At 59.3% G+C, this 16,777-nt stretch carries 21 protein-coding genes and 1 pseudogene; 14 read left to right on the forward strand and 8 right to left on the reverse strand.

Going from position 1 to position 16,777, the window contains the following annotated elements; translation table 11 throughout:
* The first annotated feature begins 150 nt into the window (after positions 1–150).
* The 14 genes from LCH65_RS08500 (at position 151) to LCH65_RS08565 (ending at position 11,902) form a co-directional block, all read left to right on the forward strand.
* Positions 151–1,689 carry a transglycosylase SLT domain-containing protein gene (locus tag LCH65_RS08500; RefSeq protein WP_003433478.1) on the forward strand — a complete coding sequence of 513 codons (1,539 nt, stop codon included), beginning with the start codon at positions 151–153 and terminating at the stop codon, positions 1,687–1,689.
* Between the two features lie 1,075 nt (positions 1,690–2,764).
* Positions 2,765–3,709: a transcriptional regulator HrpR gene (gene hrpR / locus LCH65_RS08505; RefSeq protein WP_072365606.1), complete on the forward strand. Its 945-nt coding sequence runs from the start codon at positions 2,765–2,767 to the stop codon at positions 3,707–3,709.
* Between the two features lie 45 nt (positions 3,710–3,754).
* The gene (gene hrpS / locus LCH65_RS08510; protein WP_003365153.1) at positions 3,755–4,663 is read left to right on the forward strand and encodes a transcriptional regulator HrpS; all 909 of its coding nucleotides are present in this window, start codon (positions 3,755–3,757) and stop codon (positions 4,661–4,663) included.
* 92 nt (positions 4,664–4,755) lie between these two features.
* Positions 4,756–5,082 carry an Hrp pili protein HrpA gene (locus tag LCH65_RS08515; protein ID WP_003314134.1) on the forward strand — a complete coding sequence of 109 codons (327 nt, stop codon included), beginning with the start codon at positions 4,756–4,758 and terminating at the stop codon, positions 5,080–5,082.
* A gap of 52 nt (positions 5,083–5,134) precedes the next feature.
* Entirely contained in the window at positions 5,135–6,160 is a 1,026-nt protein-coding gene (gene hrpZ, locus LCH65_RS08520; protein ID WP_226439300.1) for a type III secretion system effector HrpZ, read from the forward strand.
* A 27-nt stretch (positions 6,161–6,187) separates the two neighbouring features.
* Complete coding sequence (sctI, locus tag LCH65_RS08525) at positions 6,188–6,562, forward strand: type III secretion system inner rod subunit SctI (RefSeq protein WP_003314135.1); 375 nt, start codon at positions 6,188–6,190, stop codon at positions 6,560–6,562.
* 8 nt (positions 6,563–6,570) lie between these two features.
* The gene (gene sctJ / locus LCH65_RS08530) at positions 6,571–7,377 is read left to right on the forward strand and encodes a type III secretion inner membrane ring lipoprotein SctJ (RefSeq protein ID WP_054080716.1); all 807 of its coding nucleotides are present in this window, start codon (positions 6,571–6,573) and stop codon (positions 7,375–7,377) included.
* Entirely contained in the window at positions 7,377–7,904 is a 528-nt protein-coding gene (locus LCH65_RS08535) for a hypothetical protein (protein ID WP_054080717.1), read from the forward strand. The genes sctJ and LCH65_RS08535 overlap by 1 nt, the downstream gene beginning before the upstream one ends.
* Before the next feature lie 33 nt (positions 7,905–7,937).
* Entirely contained in the window at positions 7,938–8,519 is a 582-nt protein-coding gene (gene sctL, locus LCH65_RS08540; protein ID WP_054080718.1) for a type III secretion system stator protein SctL, read from the forward strand.
* A gap of 83 nt (positions 8,520–8,602) precedes the next feature.
* Positions 8,603–8,827: a type III secretion protein gene (locus LCH65_RS08545; protein ID WP_003314139.1), complete on the forward strand. Its 225-nt coding sequence runs from the start codon at positions 8,603–8,605 to the stop codon at positions 8,825–8,827.
* Positions 8,805–9,245 (forward strand): type III secretion system protein HrpG, encoded by a 441-nt coding sequence (locus LCH65_RS08550; protein WP_003415377.1) that lies wholly within the window; start codon positions 8,805–8,807, stop codon positions 9,243–9,245. The genes LCH65_RS08545 and LCH65_RS08550 overlap by 23 nt, the downstream gene beginning before the upstream one ends.
* A gap of 1 nt (position 9,246) precedes the next feature.
* On the forward strand, positions 9,247–11,352 hold the full coding sequence (gene sctC / locus LCH65_RS08555) for a type III secretion system outer membrane ring subunit SctC (protein WP_226439301.1): 2,106 nt from the start codon (positions 9,247–9,249) through the stop codon (positions 11,350–11,352).
* Positions 11,349–11,552 carry an HrpT family type III secretion system protein gene (gene hrpT / locus LCH65_RS08560; protein WP_003314144.1) on the forward strand — a complete coding sequence of 68 codons (204 nt, stop codon included), beginning with the start codon at positions 11,349–11,351 and terminating at the stop codon, positions 11,550–11,552. The genes sctC and hrpT overlap by 4 nt, the downstream gene beginning before the upstream one ends.
* Before the next feature lie 2 nt (positions 11,553–11,554).
* Positions 11,555–11,902, forward strand: coding sequence for a hypothetical protein (locus tag LCH65_RS08565; protein WP_003365146.1), 348 nt, complete (start codon positions 11,555–11,557; stop codon positions 11,900–11,902).
* 83 nt (positions 11,903–11,985) lie between these two features.
* Here LCH65_RS08565 and LCH65_RS08570 read toward each other — a convergent pair.
* The 8 genes and pseudogenes from LCH65_RS08570 to hrpP form a co-directional block, all read right to left on the reverse strand.
* A pseudogene (locus tag LCH65_RS08570) lies at positions 11,986–12,198 on the reverse strand (DUF393 domain-containing protein); the annotation flags it as partial.
* 103 nt (positions 12,199–12,301) lie between these two features.
* Positions 12,302–13,381 carry a type III secretion system export apparatus subunit SctU gene (gene sctU / locus LCH65_RS08575; protein ID WP_003433472.1) on the reverse strand — a complete coding sequence of 360 codons (1,080 nt, stop codon included), beginning with the start codon at positions 13,379–13,381 and terminating at the stop codon, positions 12,302–12,304.
* Positions 13,378–14,172, reverse strand: a complete 795-nt coding sequence (gene sctT, locus LCH65_RS08580) for a type III secretion system export apparatus subunit SctT (RefSeq protein WP_003433471.1) — start codon at positions 14,170–14,172, stop codon at positions 13,378–13,380. The genes sctU and sctT overlap by 4 nt, the downstream gene beginning before the upstream one ends.
* Positions 14,173–14,439 (reverse strand): type III secretion system export apparatus subunit SctS, encoded by a 267-nt coding sequence (gene sctS / locus LCH65_RS08585; protein WP_003339811.1) that lies wholly within the window; start codon positions 14,437–14,439, stop codon positions 14,173–14,175.
* Between the two features lie 7 nt (positions 14,440–14,446).
* A complete protein-coding gene (gene sctR / locus LCH65_RS08590) occupies positions 14,447–15,100 on the reverse strand; it encodes a type III secretion system export apparatus subunit SctR (RefSeq protein WP_003409078.1) in 654 nt (217 codons plus the stop codon).
* A complete protein-coding gene (locus LCH65_RS08595) occupies positions 15,097–15,498 on the reverse strand; it encodes a FliM/FliN family flagellar motor switch protein (protein WP_003433470.1) in 402 nt (133 codons plus the stop codon). The genes sctR and LCH65_RS08595 overlap by 4 nt, the downstream gene beginning before the upstream one ends.
* Positions 15,488–16,204, reverse strand: coding sequence for a type III secretion system protein (locus LCH65_RS08600; RefSeq protein ID WP_103735694.1), 717 nt, complete (start codon positions 16,202–16,204; stop codon positions 15,488–15,490). The genes LCH65_RS08595 and LCH65_RS08600 overlap by 11 nt, the downstream gene beginning before the upstream one ends.
* Positions 16,201–16,773, reverse strand: a complete 573-nt coding sequence (gene hrpP, locus LCH65_RS08605) for a type III secretion system protein HrpP (RefSeq protein WP_122267056.1) — start codon at positions 16,771–16,773, stop codon at positions 16,201–16,203. Before hrpP ends, LCH65_RS08600 begins: the two co-directional genes overlap by 4 nt.
* Positions 16,774–16,777: the final 4 nt, after the last annotated feature.

Below are 16,777 nucleotides of genomic sequence, written 5' to 3' on the forward strand. Positions count from 1 at the left end.
TTCTGTGTGGCATGGGAAAGGCACCGGTTCCACAGAAAAACAGATGGCTGAAACGTTTCAGGCTTGTGCGTACGCAAGCGAAATACGCGTTGCAGGGAACTGGAAAGGCGGGCGTGCCACGTAGGGGGACACGTTCAGGACATTCCGCACATGGCCGCCGTTGCCCTCCACGTTTCGTCTCCTCGTTTGCTGGCTCGTTCGATACAGATCGCCGTCCTGGCCTTGGGGTCGCTGTGTGTGGGCTGTCAGTCAGTCGATGACTCACAGCCGCGCCTGGACCGCTTACCGCGACTGGTCGCCGGGCTGGGGCATCGCTCTGACGACGCGCAGGCAAACCCTCTGGCTGCAACGACTGTTTCCGATTTGCCCGTCTACAACGGCGAGGACGTTTGGCAACGGGTAGCGCAGCGATGCCGGCTGGTGGACGGGCAGGGCGTCAATGAACGTATTGCTCGTCAGCGTGACTGGCTGCTGAACAATAGGGGCTTCCTGACCGGGGCCAGCAAGCGCGCCACGCCTTATCTGCATTTCATTGTCGAGCGCCTGGATGAGCGCAACATGCCATTGGAACTGGCACTCTTGCCCATGATCGAGAGCTCCTACAATCCCTTGGCCAACTCCCCGGCGGCGGCAGCGGGCCTCTGGCAGTTCATCCCGTCCACCGGTCGCCAGTTCAACTTGAACCAGAGCGCTACCTACGACGCCCGCCGCGATGTCGTAGCGTCAAGCAAGGCGGCGATGGATTATCTGACTCGCCTGCATGATCAGTTCAATAACGACTGGCTGTTGGCACTGGCGGCCTATAACGCAGGCGAGGGTACGGTTGCACGAGCGATCGACGCCAACCGTCGGCGTGGCTTGCCTGTCGACTACTGGCATTTGAATTTACCCCGCGAAACCCAGGACTACGTTCCGCGCCTGCTGGCACTCTCGCTGGTGGTGCGTAATCCAGGCGCCTACGGCGTGCAACTGACGCCGGTCGCCAACATGCCGTATTTCGATGTGGTTGAGCTCAACCACACGGTAGACCTGACTCAGCTCGCCGCCACCACCGGGGTAGATGAGGCGCAGTTGTTGCGCCTCAACCCGGCATTCCTGCGAAAAAAGACCCCGGATGGGCCGGGACGCTTGCTGATTCCCAAGACCCACACGCAGGTTTTGACTGCTGGTATCGAGCGGATCACCGGAGAGTCGCCGACAACCGCTGTCATCCCGCCCAGCTCCGGAAAGCGCGTGATCGAGCGCCAGCCATCGTCGCAGGTGGCCGAGCGCGCTCCGACGCCTGGACCGTTGCAAGCAGCAGCGCGCGAGCAGACCGTAGGCCTGATGCAGGTGCTTGGGCGCGAGCCGGCACCGGAATCGGTGCAACCGGTCAGACGTGAACCTCAACCGAAAGTGGTGCAGGTTGCCAGGCAGGAACCCTTGCCCGGCGCCGCGCAACCCGTTAAGGCTGCCGAGCGGGTGCCTGTATCCGACCCCAGCCAGCCTGAGCGTCTGGCGTCGTCGCAGGCGACACAGCTTGAATCGCAAAACGAGCGTTCGTTACTGGACCGCCGGATACAAAAGAGGCTGTACATCGATGACCGTTCGTCGCCACGCAAGCGCGACGAGATCGCGTACCGCGATGAGCCGCGTGAGCTGCCGAACGGTCCTCGTGTCGTGGTATACGCGAGCGATCCACGCCAATAACCTCTCGATTTTTTTCTCCTGAGCCCTTAAAGCACCTGAAAATTGACCTTTTTTAGTGCTTTTTCGCGTTTTCAGTGTGTGTCCGAAATCCTCGGAGGCAGAATTTTGCTCCTTTTTTTGCCGTTATAGGGGCGTAAAAAGGGCGGCTGACCGACCTGCACCAGATATGTTTCTCAATGGATCATGCAAACTTTGTAAAGAATTGTAAGGAAATACTTACACATATTTTGAAACAATCTCAGTGATGATGAGGTATCAGTGCTGCTTATGGAGGGAAAAGTTCACAGCGCCATAATCCTTGATTGCCAGATTGTCCTACAGTGAATCCTTTCAGCCGATTAGCCATTTTCAGAACCTGACAATCTAAATTCTGAAAAGGCGACGCGTTCGGATTACCGAATGCAGGTGTGGCAAAAAGCTATCGCGAGATGGGCCCAAGAAATGGGGGGATTCTGGATCCAACCAAATCAGCGATGTCGCACTGTTCGGAAATCCGACTGATAACTTGGTTGTATCCGCCCAGTTATCGGGCATTGTTTTGCAGTCCGGCACTTTATATTCGAACGTGTGGAGCAGGTTGGACATTGACAGGTTTATGCCTGAGTTTGTTAGTTGTAATGTTGTTGAAAGTTAATCTATTAAGTGCATGTGCTTTATTATTTTGGTTTGATCGATTTTTACTGTTGCAAAGAACTCACGCGTTGCGGCACACCGTGCAGGGGCATCGAAGTTCATGGGGTGGCTAACTGTTTTTTCTACGATTGGCAAGTTACAAATTTTTCGATTTCATTATGGCTCCTGATCGGGCATGCGCCCGGATCCCCAGCAGCTGTGGGGCCTGCGGCGATGCTTGGCCAGCGTAAGTCTATGATAATTTTGGAATAAGTATATATTAATAAGGTCATGTAAAAGCGCGTTCGCTATACCGAGTGAATCTTAAGGTGCTGGCGCTACTTGATAGTGATTCTCGAGTTTGTGAAATTTTTTACCATCGTTGGGGAACTAAATTACTATAGGTGTGCCTTGTAAGACGTGGTATTAATATTCCGCCTTCCTCCCGCTATGAGAGTGATCGATGAGCACAGACATTGATAACGACGTTCGAACGCGTTGGAACGTAACTGCATTATCGGCTGGTCATCAAATTGCAATGCACAGTGCGCTACTGGATATGGACTTGCTTCTTTGCGGGGAAACCGGCACCGGCAAAGACACCCTGGCCAGCCGGATTCACGAGCTGTCGAGCAGGACAGGGCCCTTTGTCGGCATGAACTGTGCGGCCATCCCCGAGTCGTTGGCAGAGAGTCAGCTATTCGGCGTGGTCAATGGTGCGTTCACCGGCGTGTGCCGCGCTCGCGAGGGCTACATCGAAGCCTCCAACGGCGGCACCCTCTATCTGGACGAAATCGACAGCATGCCGTTGAGCCTTCAGGCCAAGCTCCTGCGCGTGCTGGAAAGCAGGGGGGTCGAGCGGCTGGGCTCGACCGACTTCATACCCCTGGATCTGCGAGTGATCGCCTCGGCCCAGCGCCCGCTGGATGAACTGGTGGAACAAGGACTTTTTCGTCGTGACCTGTTTTTCAGGCTCAATGTGCTGACACTGCAGTTGCCAGCCTTGCGCAAGCGTCGCGAGCAGATTTTGCCATTGTTCGACCAGTTCACCCAGGACATCGCCGCAGAGTGTGGCCGCTCCGCTCCAACGCTCGACAATGGGCGTGTACAGATCCTGTTGAGTCATGACTGGCCCGGCAACGTGCGCGAACTGAAGTCCGCTGCCAAGCGATTTGTCCTCGGATTGCCGTTGCTGGGCGCCGAGCCGGTCGAAGCGCGTGACCCGGTAACAGGACTGCGCATGCAGATGCGCGTCATCGAGAAAATGCTCATCCAGGATGCCTTGAAGCGGCATCGCCACAATTTCGACGCTGTGCTAGAGGAACTCGAACTGCCCCGGCGGACCCTCTACCACCGCATGAAAGAGCTGGGGGTTGCTTCGCATATCGACCTGGCAGCCGAGTCCTGAATCGCCGCTGCGCTCGCGCAACGCCGATGCCATTGGAGTCATGAAATGAATCTCGATGATGAGTTTGACGATGACCTGGATGCGGAGCGCGTACCCAATCTGGGGATCGTTGCCGAAAGTATTTCGCAGCTCGGCATCGATGTCTTGCTGTCGGGCGAAACCGGCACCGGTAAAGACACCACTGCCCGGCGCATTCACAACATGTCCGGGCGCCAGGGGCGCTTCGTACCGATGAACTGCGCGGCCATTCCGGAATCGCTCGCCGAGAGCGAGCTGTTCGGGGTGGTGAGTGGAGCCTACACCGGCGCGGACCGTTCTCGAATGGGCTACATCGAAGCGGCGCAGGGTGGAACCTTGTATCTGGATGAGATCGATAGCATGCCGCTCGCCCTCCAGGCCAAGCTGCTGAGGGTGCTTGAAACCCGAGCACTGGAGCGTCTGGGCTCGACCTCCACGATCCACCTGGATATCTGTGTGATTGCGTCGGCTCAGGCCTCTCTGGACGATGCCGTCGAAGAGGGGAAGTTTCGGCGCGACCTGTACTTTCGCCTGAACGTGCTGACCCTCAAACTGCCGCCGCTGCGCGATCAGCCCGAGCGTATCCTGCCGTTGTTTACTCGGTTTGTGGCGGCGTCGGCCAAAGAACTGAACGTCGCGATTCCCGATGTATGCCCGTTGCTGCAGCAGGTACTGACGGGGCATCGCTGGCCCGGCAATATCCGCGAGCTCAAGGCCGCTGCAAAGCGTCATGTGTTGGGCTTCCCCTTGCTGGGGGCTGACTCGCAGACCGAAGAGCACATGGCGTGCGGGCTCAAGTTCCAATTGCGGGCGATCGAAAAGGCCTTGATTCAGCAAGCGCTCAAGCGCCACCGCAATTGCATCGACGCGGCCAGCCTGGAGCTCGATATTCCACGTCGTACGCTCTACCGTCGCATCAAGGAATTGAGCATCTGATTTTTTGCAGAAGATCTGGAACCGATTCGCGGACACATGCCACCTAGCTGTACCAAGCAATTACGCTGGTACAGACGAAGGGGTATGACGTTATGACTATCATGAGTTCTCTGGCGGGTGCGGGTCGCGGTGTAGTCAACACGATCGGTGGTGCCGCTCAGGGCATCAACAGCGTAAAGAGCAGCGCCGACCGTAATGCTGCACTGGTGAGCAACACCGGCAGCACTGACAGCATCGACGCTACTCGCTCCAGCATCAGCAAAGGCGATGCAAAAAGTGCCGAGCTTGACGGCACCGCGAACGAAGAGAACGGCCTGCTCCGCGAGTCGAGCATGCTGGCGGGCTTTGAGGACAAGAAAGAGGCGCTTTCCAACCAGATCGTCGCAAGCAAGATCCGGAACTCGGTCGTCCAGTTCTGATTTCTTGACGCCCCTTCGTACCTGAGGGGGCTGCTACTTTTAGGAGGTTGTGATGCAGAGTCTCAGTCTTAACAGCAGCTCGCTGCAAACCCCGGCAATGGCCCTTGTCCTGGTACGTCCTGAAGCCGAGACGACTGGCAGTACGTCGAGCAAGGCGCTTCAGGAAGTTGTCGTGAAGCTGGCCGAGGAACTGATGCGCAATGGTCAACTCGACGACAGCTCGCCATTGGGCAAACTGCTGACCAAGTCGATGGCCGCGGATGGCAAGGCGGGTGGCGGTATCGAGGATGTCATCGCTGCGCTGGACAAGCTGATCCATGAAAAGCTCGGTGACAACTTCGGCGCGTCTGCGGACAGCGCCTCGGGTACCGGACAGCAGGACCTGATGACTCAGGTGCTCAATGGCCTGGCCAAGTCGATGCTCGATGATCTTCTGACCAAGCAGGATGGCGGGACAAGCTTCTCCGAAGACGATATGCCGATGCTGAACAAGATCGCGCAGTTCATGGATGACAATCCCGCACAGTTTCCCAAGCCGGACTCTGGCTCCTGGGTGAACGAACTCAAGGAAGACAACTTCCTTGATGGCGACGAAACGGCTGCGTTCCGTTCGGCACTCGACATCATTGGCCAGCAACTGGGTAATCAGCAGAGTGACGCTGGCAGTCTGGCAGGGACGGGTGGAGGTCTGGGCACTCCGAGCAGTTTTTCCAACAGCTCGTCCGTGATGGGTGATCCGCTGATCGACGCCAATACCGGTCCCGGTGACAGCGGCAATACCCGTGGTGAAGCGGGGCAACTGATCGGCGAGCTTATCGACCGTGGCCTGCAATCGGTATTGGCCGGTGGTGGACTGGGCACACCCGTAAACACCCCGCAGACCGGTACGTCGGCGAATGGCGGACAGTCCGCTCAGGATCTTGATCAGTTGCTGGGCGGCTTGCTGCTCAAGGGCCTGGAGGCAACGCTCAAGGATGCCGGGCAAACAGGCACCGACGTGCAGTCGAGCGCTGCGCAAATCGCCACCTTGCTGGTCAGTACGCTGCTGCAAGGCACCCGCAATCAGGCTGCGGCCTGACCGACAACCGCCTGACGGAGAACTCACGTGACCATTTCCCACCTTGGTAATGTTAAAAGCATCTCGCCGGAACTCGGGCAGGATGTGCCACAGGGGCTCGTTTCAGAACCGGCCCAGGCGGATGTCGACATCTTCACCGCTGCCACGCAGCCGGACGGCGTTTCAAGTGGAGCGCCGCTTTCCGAGCATATCGCCAGCGCAATTTCCGGCGGTCTGGGCGAAACCGAAAAAATGTCTCAGCAAGCGATGCGGTCGATGAAGAAAGCCTCCGGGACTGGAGACGCGCTGGATATCGCGGCGATGACCAGAACCTTGTCGCAATGCTCGTTGCAGACTGCGCTCACCACCAAGGTGGTGAGCAAGACTGCGCAGGCGCTCGACAAGCTGACTAACTTGCAGTAGAGGTTTCCGTGAAATTTCTGAGCGCAGGGCTGTTGCTGATTTGCATGGTGTTGCTCGGCGGCTGCAGTGATGAAACCGATCTTTTCACCGGCCTGTCCGAGCAGGACTCCAACGAGGTCGTTGCGCGCCTTGCCGATCAGCATATCGACGCGCGCAAACGTCTGGAAAAAACCGGCGTTGTCGTCACCGTCGCCACAAGCGACATGAACCGCGCCGTCAGGGTGCTCAACGCTGCCGGCCTGCCACGTCAGTCCCGCGCCAGTCTGGGGGATATCTTCAAGAAAGAAGGGGTCATTTCGACCCCGCTCGAAGAGCGCGCCCGCTACATCTATGCCCTGTCTCAGGAACTCGAAGCGACACTTTCGCAGATAGACGGCGTCATCGTGGCCAGGGTGCACGTGGTACTTCCGGAACGCATCGCACCGGGCGAACCGGTGCAACCTGCTTCTGCTGCGGTGTTCATCAAACACTCCGCAGTGCTTGACCCGGATAGCGTGCGCGGACGCATTCAGCAGATGGTCGCCAGCAGTATCCCCGGTATGTCGACGCAAGCGGCAGAATCGAAAAAGTTTTCCATTGTGTTCGTACCGGCTACCGAGTTTCAGGAAACCACACAGTGGGTCAGTTTCGGACCGTTCAAGCTGGACAGCGCCAATCTGCCGTTTTGGAACCTGATGCTCTGGCTGGTGCCGGCTGGCCTGGCGGTATTGCTGCTGATCACCGCGCTGCTGTTGCGCAGTGACTGGCGCGCTTCAGTGCTGCGGCGGATCGGCTTTGCCGGCCGGAGTCGCTCGACCGTACCGGCGCGCGCGTGATGGACCTGACCGCCGAGGACTATTGGACTCAGTGGTGGTGCAATCCCTGGCCATGGGCGCATCCGGGCTGGCAAAGCCGGTTCGCCGAGCGCTGCGGACTGACCGTCAGCGAATGTGAAGCCCTTATGGTCAGCCGTCACAGTGTGTTCCTGCAGAGTATCGGCATCACGCCAAGTCAACCGCCAATGCCTGCGGAGCCTGTTTTGAACTGGCTGGCGCTGACGCCCGTGCAGCGTGATCAGGCGCTGGATCTGGCGCAGCGCATCTGTTTTTCCCGTAACGAAAGCGACGGCCATGACGGGCAGTGGTGCTGGGCGCTGACCAAAGCGTTGCGCCCCGGTGTCTGGCTGGAGCTGGAGCGTGAAGATGCGCGCTTGCTGTTGGGTGCCTGGCTCGGGCCTGAGTATTGGTCGCGATTGCGTCTGGCCTGGGCGCCCGATGAGGTCACCGACAGACCTTGCGCGGCCCCCGAAAATAAACTTCAGACGTTGTGGCAGGCTGTTCTATGGCGTGTCACCGCGACCTGAGTATCCGCTCCTCTCTGCACCAGGAATTCTCCCATGCTTGCCAAACGCAGTATTACTTTGACTGCCGACGCGGTGCTGCCCGAGCCGGTATTGCGCCGTGAAGACATCGCCAACAGTTTGCTGGCTCGCGACATTCTGACTGACGCGCGCCGTCAGGCGGAGCAACTGCTGGTGCTTGAGCAGGCTAAAGCCGATCATCGGCATCAGGAGGCGCTTGCGCAGTTCTGGGAGCGTGCCAATGCCTTTCTGGACGAGCTGCACGTTCAGCGCGAAGCCTTGCAGCAGCAGGCCATGACTGCTGTAGAGGAACTGCTGACTGAGGCATTGTGCCAGTTGCTCGACGAAACAACCCTTGCCGAGCGCGCTCGGGCACTGGTCAGGAACCTGGCAGCCAGTCAGCTCAACGAAGCAGTGGCCACACTCAGCGTTCATCCGGAGATGGCCGAGCCGGTCGCCGAATGGTTGGCAGAGAGCCGTTTTGCCGAGCACTGGGAGCTCAAGCGCGATGCGACGCTGACCACCGAAAGCCTGCGCCTGAGCGACGCCAACGGCGCTTTCGAAATCGATTGGGCAACCCTTCGCAATGGGCTGGCAGGCGCGGAGCCAGCTGCCTGAAACAGACTCTTGCGGCGAAAATGGAACCGCTCCACCTGTTTGCTCCACTCAAGGTTTGAACCTTTCTGCTGGAGTATCAGGACATGATAAATTTCAAATCCCTGCAAAATAACCTCGATTCCACGCTCACTCGCGCGTTGTCCGACGTGGATGACGTGCTGGACGGGGGCAATGGGCATTTCACCGCCGACGACATCGATGCCTTCAGTGAGGCGAGCCAGCAGGCTGCGGTCAGCTCCAACATCGCTGATCAATGCCAGCAGGCTGGTTATAAAATGACCAAAAATGTCATCGATGGATTTCAGTGAGTTCGAGGAGGTCGTCGGCCTGTGGCGTGATCAGCGTCCGGCGAGCCCGCTCGACTGCTGGGTCGACGACGCCAACGCACGGCTGGAAATGGTGGGTGGCGGAGTCCGTTGCAGCATCGAATTACTCGACCCCTATGACGCCAACGACCCCCAGCGTATCGAAGCATTGCTCAGTCACGGCGGTGCCAGCCTGGCGTGTGCCTGTGACGGCGCGTTCGCCATCGATCCGCAAACGCGCTGCATGGTGCTGGTCAGCTGGATGCCTGGCCCCTGCGGCCTTGCCGATCTGCTGAACCGTCTGGAAAGCCTGGCCAATCAGCGCGCGGCCTTGCTCAGCCTGATGCACACCACTCTGGTCAATTCCGTGCCCGCCTTAGCCGGGCGCACGACCCTCAATCACCGGCAACCGGGAGTTTGAAATGCGCAAGGCCTTGATGTGGTTGCCTTTATTGTTGATCGGGCTGTCCCCCGCCACGTGGGCGGTGACCCCCGAAGCCTGGAAACATACGGCTTACGCCTACGATGCCCGGCAGACCGAGCTGGCGACAGCGCTGGCCGACTTCGCCAAGGAATTCGGCATGGCGCTGGACATGCCGCCCATCCCGGGAGTCCTCGATGACCGGATACGCGCCCAGAGTCCGGAAGAGTTTCTCGACCGTCTGGGCCAGGAATATCACTTCCAGTGGTTTGTGTATAACGACACGTTGTACGTCAGCCCCTCCAGCGAGCACACCTCGGCACGCATCGAAGTGTCCTCCGACGCGGTGGATGACCTGCAGACTGCCTTGACCGATGTGGGGCTGCTGGACAAGCGCTTCGGTTGGGGGGTATTGCCGAACGAAGGCGTGGTTCTGGTTCGCGGCCCGGCAAAATATGTGGAACTGGTGCGCGATTACAGCAAGAAAGTCGAAGCGCCGGAAAAGGGCGACAAGCAGGACGTCATCGTATTTCCGCTCAAGTACGCCAGTGCTGCGGACCGCACCATTCGCTATCGCGATCAACAACTGGTGGTCGCCGGTGTCGCCAGCATTCTCCAGGATTTGCTGGATACCCGTTCTCATGGCGGGTCCATCAATGGTATGGATCTGCTGGGGCGAGGCGGTCGCGGTAACGGTCTGGCGGGCGGTGGCAGCCCGGACGCTCCGAGTCTGCCAATGAGCTCCAGCGGCCTCGATACCAATGCGTTGGAGCAGGGCCTCGATCAGGTGCTGCACTATGGTGGCGGCGGCAGCAAAAGCAGTGGAAAAAGTCGCTCTGGCGGGCGGGCCAACATCCGTGTAACCGCCGATGTCCGTAACAATGCCGTGCTGATCTACGACTTGCCCTCGCGCAAGGCCATGTACGAAAAGCTCATCAAAGAGCTGGATGTTTCGCGCAACCTGATCGAAATCGACGCCGTGATTCTCGACATCGATCGCAACGAGCTGGCAGAACTGTCCAGCCGCTGGAACTTCAATGCCGGGAGTGTCAACGGGGGCGCCAACATGTTCGACGCTGGCACCAGCTCCACCCTGTTCATTCAGAACGCCGGCAAGTTCGCCGCCGAACTGCATGCGCTGGAAGGTAACGGCTCGGCGTCGGTGATCGGCAACCCGTCCATTCTTACCCTTGAAAACCAGCCGGCCGTGATCGACTTCAGTCGCACCGAATACCTCACCGCGACCTCGGAACGCGTGGCCAATATCGAGCCCATCACCGCAGGCACCAGTCTGCAGGTGACTCCGCGCTCGCTGGATCACGATGGCAAGCCTCAGGTGCAACTGATCGTCGATATCGAAGATGGTCAGATCGACATCTCCGACATCAATGACACGCAGCCAAGTGTGCGCAAAGGCAATGTCAGTACCCAGGCCGTCATAGCCGAGCACGGTTCGCTGGTCATCGGTGGTTTCCATGGTCTTGAAGCCAACGACAAGGTCCACAAGGTTCCGTTGCTGGGCGACATTCCCTACATCGGCAAGCTGCTGTTCCAGTCACGCAGCCGTGAACTGAGCCAGCGCGAGCGCCTGTTCATCCTGACGCCAAGACTGATTGGCGATCAGGTCAACCCGGCTCGCTATGTGCAGAACGGCAACCCTCACGACGTCGATGATCAGATGAAAAGGATCAAGGAACGGCGTGACGGCGCTGAGCTGCCTACCCGTGGCGACATTCAGAAAGTCTTCACGCAGATGGTTGATGGCGCTGCGCCAGAGGGCATGCATGATGGCGAAACACTGCCCTTTGAAACCGACAGCCTGTGTGACCCGGGCCAGGGCCTGAGCCTCGATGGCCAGCGCTCGCAATGGTATGCCCGCAAGGACTGGGGTGTGGCTGTCGTGGTCGCGCGCAACAATACCGACAAACCGGTGCGGATCGACGAGAGTCGCTGCGGTGGTCGCTGGGTCATCGGCGTCGCCGCCTGGCCCCATGCATGGCTGCAACCGGGCGAGGAAAGCGAAGTGTATATCGCGGTACGTCAGCCACAGATATCGAAAATGGCCAAAGAGAGCCGGCCATCACTGCTCCGGGGGGCAAAGCCATGAAGATCAGCAGCGTTGCAGTCGTGTTGGTGGTGTTCGCTACCCTGACCGGGTGCGCCACCCACGGTTGTTCGGGAACTGCCTGCAAACGCCCGGACTCCACCAGCCGCGAACTGGTCATCTGGTGGCCTCCGGACATGCGTGACGGTCTTGACGACCAGGACCACGAGCGTGATTACACCGTCGTGAAGTTAAGGGACTAGACATGATCGAGGTCGAGGAGAAAACAGCGTTCTACTACAACGTTGCGGCGCAGAGTCCTGCGGTCTGGCCGGTGGCAAACGGAGTGTCTTTCGTCAGCCGGCGCGAGCATCATGACTGGGGCATTGCGCTGCACATCGAGGGTCGAGCGCTGCGTCCCGAACAACTCAGAGAGGCGCTGCAACTGAGGTTTTCACAAGCCGAACGATTCAATGACTACTTTCTGTTCCTGGATATGCGGCGTGATTTCGTGGTGTGGCACGCGGTGAGCGACGCCCCCTATGCCGTCACCAACCTGGATGATATCCGGCGAAACGAGCTGATACTGGCAGGCCTGGATCATCTGGCTTAGGAGATAACACCCGCGTGAAAAGAAGACCGCCCCATCTGGGGCGGTCTTTTTTTGCGCAGATGCAATCCAAAAGCATCAGGCAGTTACTGGTCATGCGGAGCTCGGTCGGTTTTCGACACTGCACAGCTGTCACCCCGGCAGCGAGCACTGCCATCAGGATGGGACGACCAGGCCAACTGCGGACGCCAGCGATAAAAAAGACCATAGCCGAGATCAAGCAGCGGCCTGGTCAAGCGCCATGGCTACGGCGCAGCCCCGACATCCAGGCCGACAATGGGCAATGCAGCCCTGTATGACCCGGTATGACTCTGTCTGTGATTCATGCAGGCTTCGACGACCGCGAGATAACGTCGGTTGAGGTCACTTGGCTGGAAGGGTACGCGTATGGCTAAACAGCCATCACAGCTCGACTTCGACCTGAATCACTTCATCGGTGACTTCGTCCAGTTGCCGAACCACTTTGTAGATGTGGCCGACAGCCTGCAGGGTGGGGCGGGGGATGTATTTGCCGACCTTGGAGCGGTACAGCGTGCGGGTCAGCCAGATGCTTTGCACCACCGGGATGCCGGCTTTTTTGGCCCGGGCAATCAATGCCAGGGCTTCCTCGTCTTCCCCTTTGCAATGAATCAGAGGCAGAGGCGTTTCGCCTGGTCGGTAATACAGGGCCACCGCATAGTGGGTCGGGTTGACCAGCAGCATGTCGGCGTCTTCCACCGGCTTGGGCGCAGCGCTGGGCTCCTGATTGAGGATCTCCTGGGCAAGTTGCCGACGATGGCCTTTGACGTGGGGGTCGCCTTCCGATTGCTTGTACTCTTTCTTGATGTCTTCGTGGCTCATGCGCAGTTTTTTCGCATGGAAGTATTTCTGCATGGCGAAGTCGATCATGGCGATCGCCAGCAGCAGCCCCAATATCACTCGCAAAATATGCCTGAACAGCTCGACCAACGCGTGCCAGTAGGTCGTCAGATCGCTGTTGGCCAGCACTGCAAGGGTACCCAGCACAGGTTTGACTTGCACATACAGCGTCGCGCCGATGGCAATGGCCTTGAGCACACTGAGCAGCAGGTTGAGCAGGTTTTGCCCGGAAAACATCTGTTTGGCGTGGGAAAACGGGTTGATCTTGTTGGGATCGATTTTCAGCGCCTTGGGCGCGAACAGAAAGCCGATCTGCATCCAGCTGCTGATCAAACGCATCAGCATCGCTATACCGACGCTGCACAAGGTAAAGCTGAGCAGTACGGAGAATCCTTCGCTGGCAATCAACTCGACCGAGGCGGCAAAGCTGCGGTCGATACCTTGAAAGGACAGCGACAACAGCGCCTCCAGGCGGTTGACGCTTTCATCAGCCAGGGCCAGGGTGATTTCACTGACAGCCATCAGCACCAGCAGTTTGCCGAGGTCCTGACTCTGCCCGACCTGACCCTTTTCCCGCGCGTCACGCAGTTGCTTGGGCGTGGCCTTTTCGGTTTTTTCGCTCACGGCACTTGCACCAGAAGTGTCAGTAGCGACTTCAGATCAACCAGCTTCAATAGTTGACCTGTGCCCAGTTCCAGCAGCGTCGGCAGATAGATCAGCAGAAACGCGAGGCCGGCCATACTCTTGGCCGGCATGGCGAGGATCGAAACGTTCAGCTGTTGCGCATACAGGCCGATGATCGCGAACGCTGCTTCGATCAACAGCAGCAGCGCGATGAAGGGGGCGGCGTACAGCAGCATGTGCTGCATCGTCTGGTTCAACTGCTCCAGAAATACATCCAGGCCGCCAGCGTTCATGCCTGGCAGCCAGGCCGTCGGAGGCCAGACGCTGTAGCTGTCCCAGATGATCTGAGTCATCAGCGACAGCCCCCCGGTGAGGATGACCAGCATGATCAGGGTTTCTTGAAACAATTCGCCCAGTGGCGTGGCGTCAGGGCCCAGCGCCGGGTTCAACTGGCCGCCGCTGAGCGCACCGCGCTGGCTGTCGAGCAGTGCGCCGACCGAGGCGAACATCCAGAACGGCGCATACAGCAAAAGCCCCAGTAGGGTGCCGAGTACCGCTTCCTTGATCAGCAGGCCGCCGATTGCGAACCAGTTGTCGTCGAGGGACTCCAGAGCCCGGGTGATGGCCGGTGCCGGGATCATCGCCATCACCGCCACGACGGCATAACGCAACGGGCCTTTGAGGTATTTGAAGCAGAAGGCTGGCACCAGCAGCATGCAGGGCATCAGCCGCGCCATTGCCAGTCCCATGCCCAGCATGAATTGAAAGGCGCTGTGCGCGTCGAAGGGCATTTAGTGACTGACCCCGGAGCGGGCAATCAGGTCGAAGGCCATATTGATGAACTGGATCAGCTCGACGCCGATCCAGCGGCCGGTCATGGCCAGGGTCAGTCCGACGGCCCCCAGTTTGATGCCGAAGGGCAATGTCTGATCCTGAATCTGCATGAGTGCCTGCAGCAGCGAGGTGACCACACCCACCAGCACCGCAACGGCCAGCGGCGGGGCGGTCAGGATGACGACCAGAAACATGCCTTGCTTGAACAACGCCAACGCTTCCATGACCGCCTCACATATAGGAATAGAACAGGCTGTCGAGCAGACGCGACCAGCCCGATACAAGCACGAACAGCAGCAGTTTGAGCGGCAGCGACAGTGTCATCGGCGAGACCATCTGCATGCCCAGTGCCAGCAACAGGTTGGAGACAATCAGGTCAATGACGATGAAGGGGATATAGATCAGAAAGCCGATCTCGAAACCGGCCTGCAGTTCCGACAGCACAAAGGCCGGGATCGCCAACAGAAGATCGTTTTTGTTGGCCTGATCGGCCATTTCCTTGGGCCACATACGCTGGGTATTTTCCAGCAGGTGGGCGACGACGTCCGGGTCGGTGTTGCGTGTCATGAAGCGTTGCAGCGGCTCGATGACCACTTTGAGGCTGCTCTGCAGTTTGTCGGCGTTGCTCAGTTCCAGCGGATGTTCATGGACCCGCTGTTGTATATCGTGCGCCACCGGGGCCATGACGAACATCGTCGCGGCCAGGGCGATGCCATACAACGCCATGTTCGGCGGTACTTGCTGAACGCCGATCGCGTTGCGGGTGATCAGCAGCGTCATGGCGATCTTCAGAAAGGCGGTGCAGACGATCAACAGGAACGGGATCAGCGACAGCGAGCCGAGAAACAGCGCCAGCATGATCGGGTTGACGCCCTCCATGATCATGAGCGCGCCACCAGCCGGGTAATCTGCAAACCGAGGCGGCCCTCGACGTCGACCAGTTCGCCTTCGGCAACCACCTGCTCACCGTGGCATAGCGTGGCGTGGCCTGGCGCGATGCCGCTGACTTCAAGAATGCTTCCGGCGTCCAGTCGACGCAGTTCGGCAAGGGTCAATCTGAGCTCGCCGCAGCGCAAGGTCAGGTCCAGCTCCAGTGAATCGAGCATCGGCGATTCATTATGGTCTCCCGACTGCTCTTCATGCTCCGCGTCGCTGTCCGCGTAGCCGAATGCGTGCTCGGCGTATTCGTCGTCACGCTGTTGCTGATCAGCCTGTTCAGGCACCGGTTCTTCATAGTCGTCGAGCATCTCGACGTCGTCCTGATACAGATCTTCAGTACTCATGGTGACTGTGCTCCTCATGACTGAGCTGCAGAAAAAGATGCTGTTCCTGTTGGTCGGTGCGGGCCGCCCATTGACGGCCAGCGAGTGTCACGGACCCTTGTCCGGCGCTGTCGAAGCGGCAGCGGGCGGGCAGCACCACGTCACCGGGGCGTAGCGAGGCGATTTGTTCCCGGGTCAGTGACAGTTCGCCGACGATCAGCGGCGTCGACACCGACCAGGATTCGTCCAGGTTACGATTCAAGACCTGCCAGTCAGCCGAACCCAGAAGCCTGAGCAGGGTGGCGGGTGCGGCGTGCAGGCGGGTATCCAGTCGCTCGCTGCCCAGCCTCACGTGAACGCGGCAGCCGATGGCCAGCTCGGTCGGGGTGTCGGAAAACGGCGCAACAGGCGCCAGCAGGTCGGCGACCACCGGGCTCAGGCGCTGGTTGAACAACTGCCAGTACCAGCCCTGATGCTCGCCGCCAAGCGTGAAGGGCACTTCGCCCAGCAGGCTGAGCAACGCTTCGGCATCGCTCAGCAACAAGGGGCCGACCGCCGTATTCAACCAGACACCGTCTGCCGGTATCCGCGCGTCTTCCAGCAGCGGTAGCAGGCTCAGTTCGGCGTGCTGACCGCGGCTGCTGAAGCCCAGGCGCCGTCCGGCACCGAGTGCGCGTGTGGCTTGGGCCAGCAGAGCGTCGACCTTGCGCAGACGCAGGGCGCTCATGCTGTGAAGTCTTCATGCATGTCCAGTTCGACGTCCTGACCGAGCGCCTGTGCCAGCGATTCCCGGCATGCGCCGGCCTGGCCCTGCAAGCGCTTGAGAACGTCACGCCGACCAAACCCCAGTTGAATATTCCAGCGGTTTTCGGATTTGCTGGCGTTGACCCGCACGCTCCCCAGATTGGGCATGAGCAGGCTGAATGCCAGCGGACCGTCCGGCTGGTCGGGCAAGCGCTGAGCCAGCTCGTCGATCAACTGCGTCGGTACGTTTTCGGACTGTGCGGAGAAGGCTACACCGCTGCCTCCGAAGCCCTGCTGATCCGGCTCTTCGCCTACCTGCGGTATCAGCAGTTGCGAGAAGAACATGCCGTCGGCGCTCATCGGGCTGTCGGTCACTGAACGGTTCAGCGCGAAACGAACCTTCTGCGCATCGCTCCGAGGCGTACCGGTAAAGGCTGGCGGCTGGTCATCGAACCTCGCGGGCTGACGCCGCGAAGGCAGGGGGCGCGAGGCGGCTGGCGGCGCACTCGGCGCGGGTGGCGCTTTGGCGGGGGTTTTGATCGGTGCGGTCATCGTC

It is taken from the genome of Pseudomonas sp. MWU16-30316, assembly GCF_020515645.1.
GTDB classification, from domain to species: domain Bacteria; phylum Pseudomonadota; class Gammaproteobacteria; order Pseudomonadales; family Pseudomonadaceae; genus Aquipseudomonas; species Aquipseudomonas cerasi.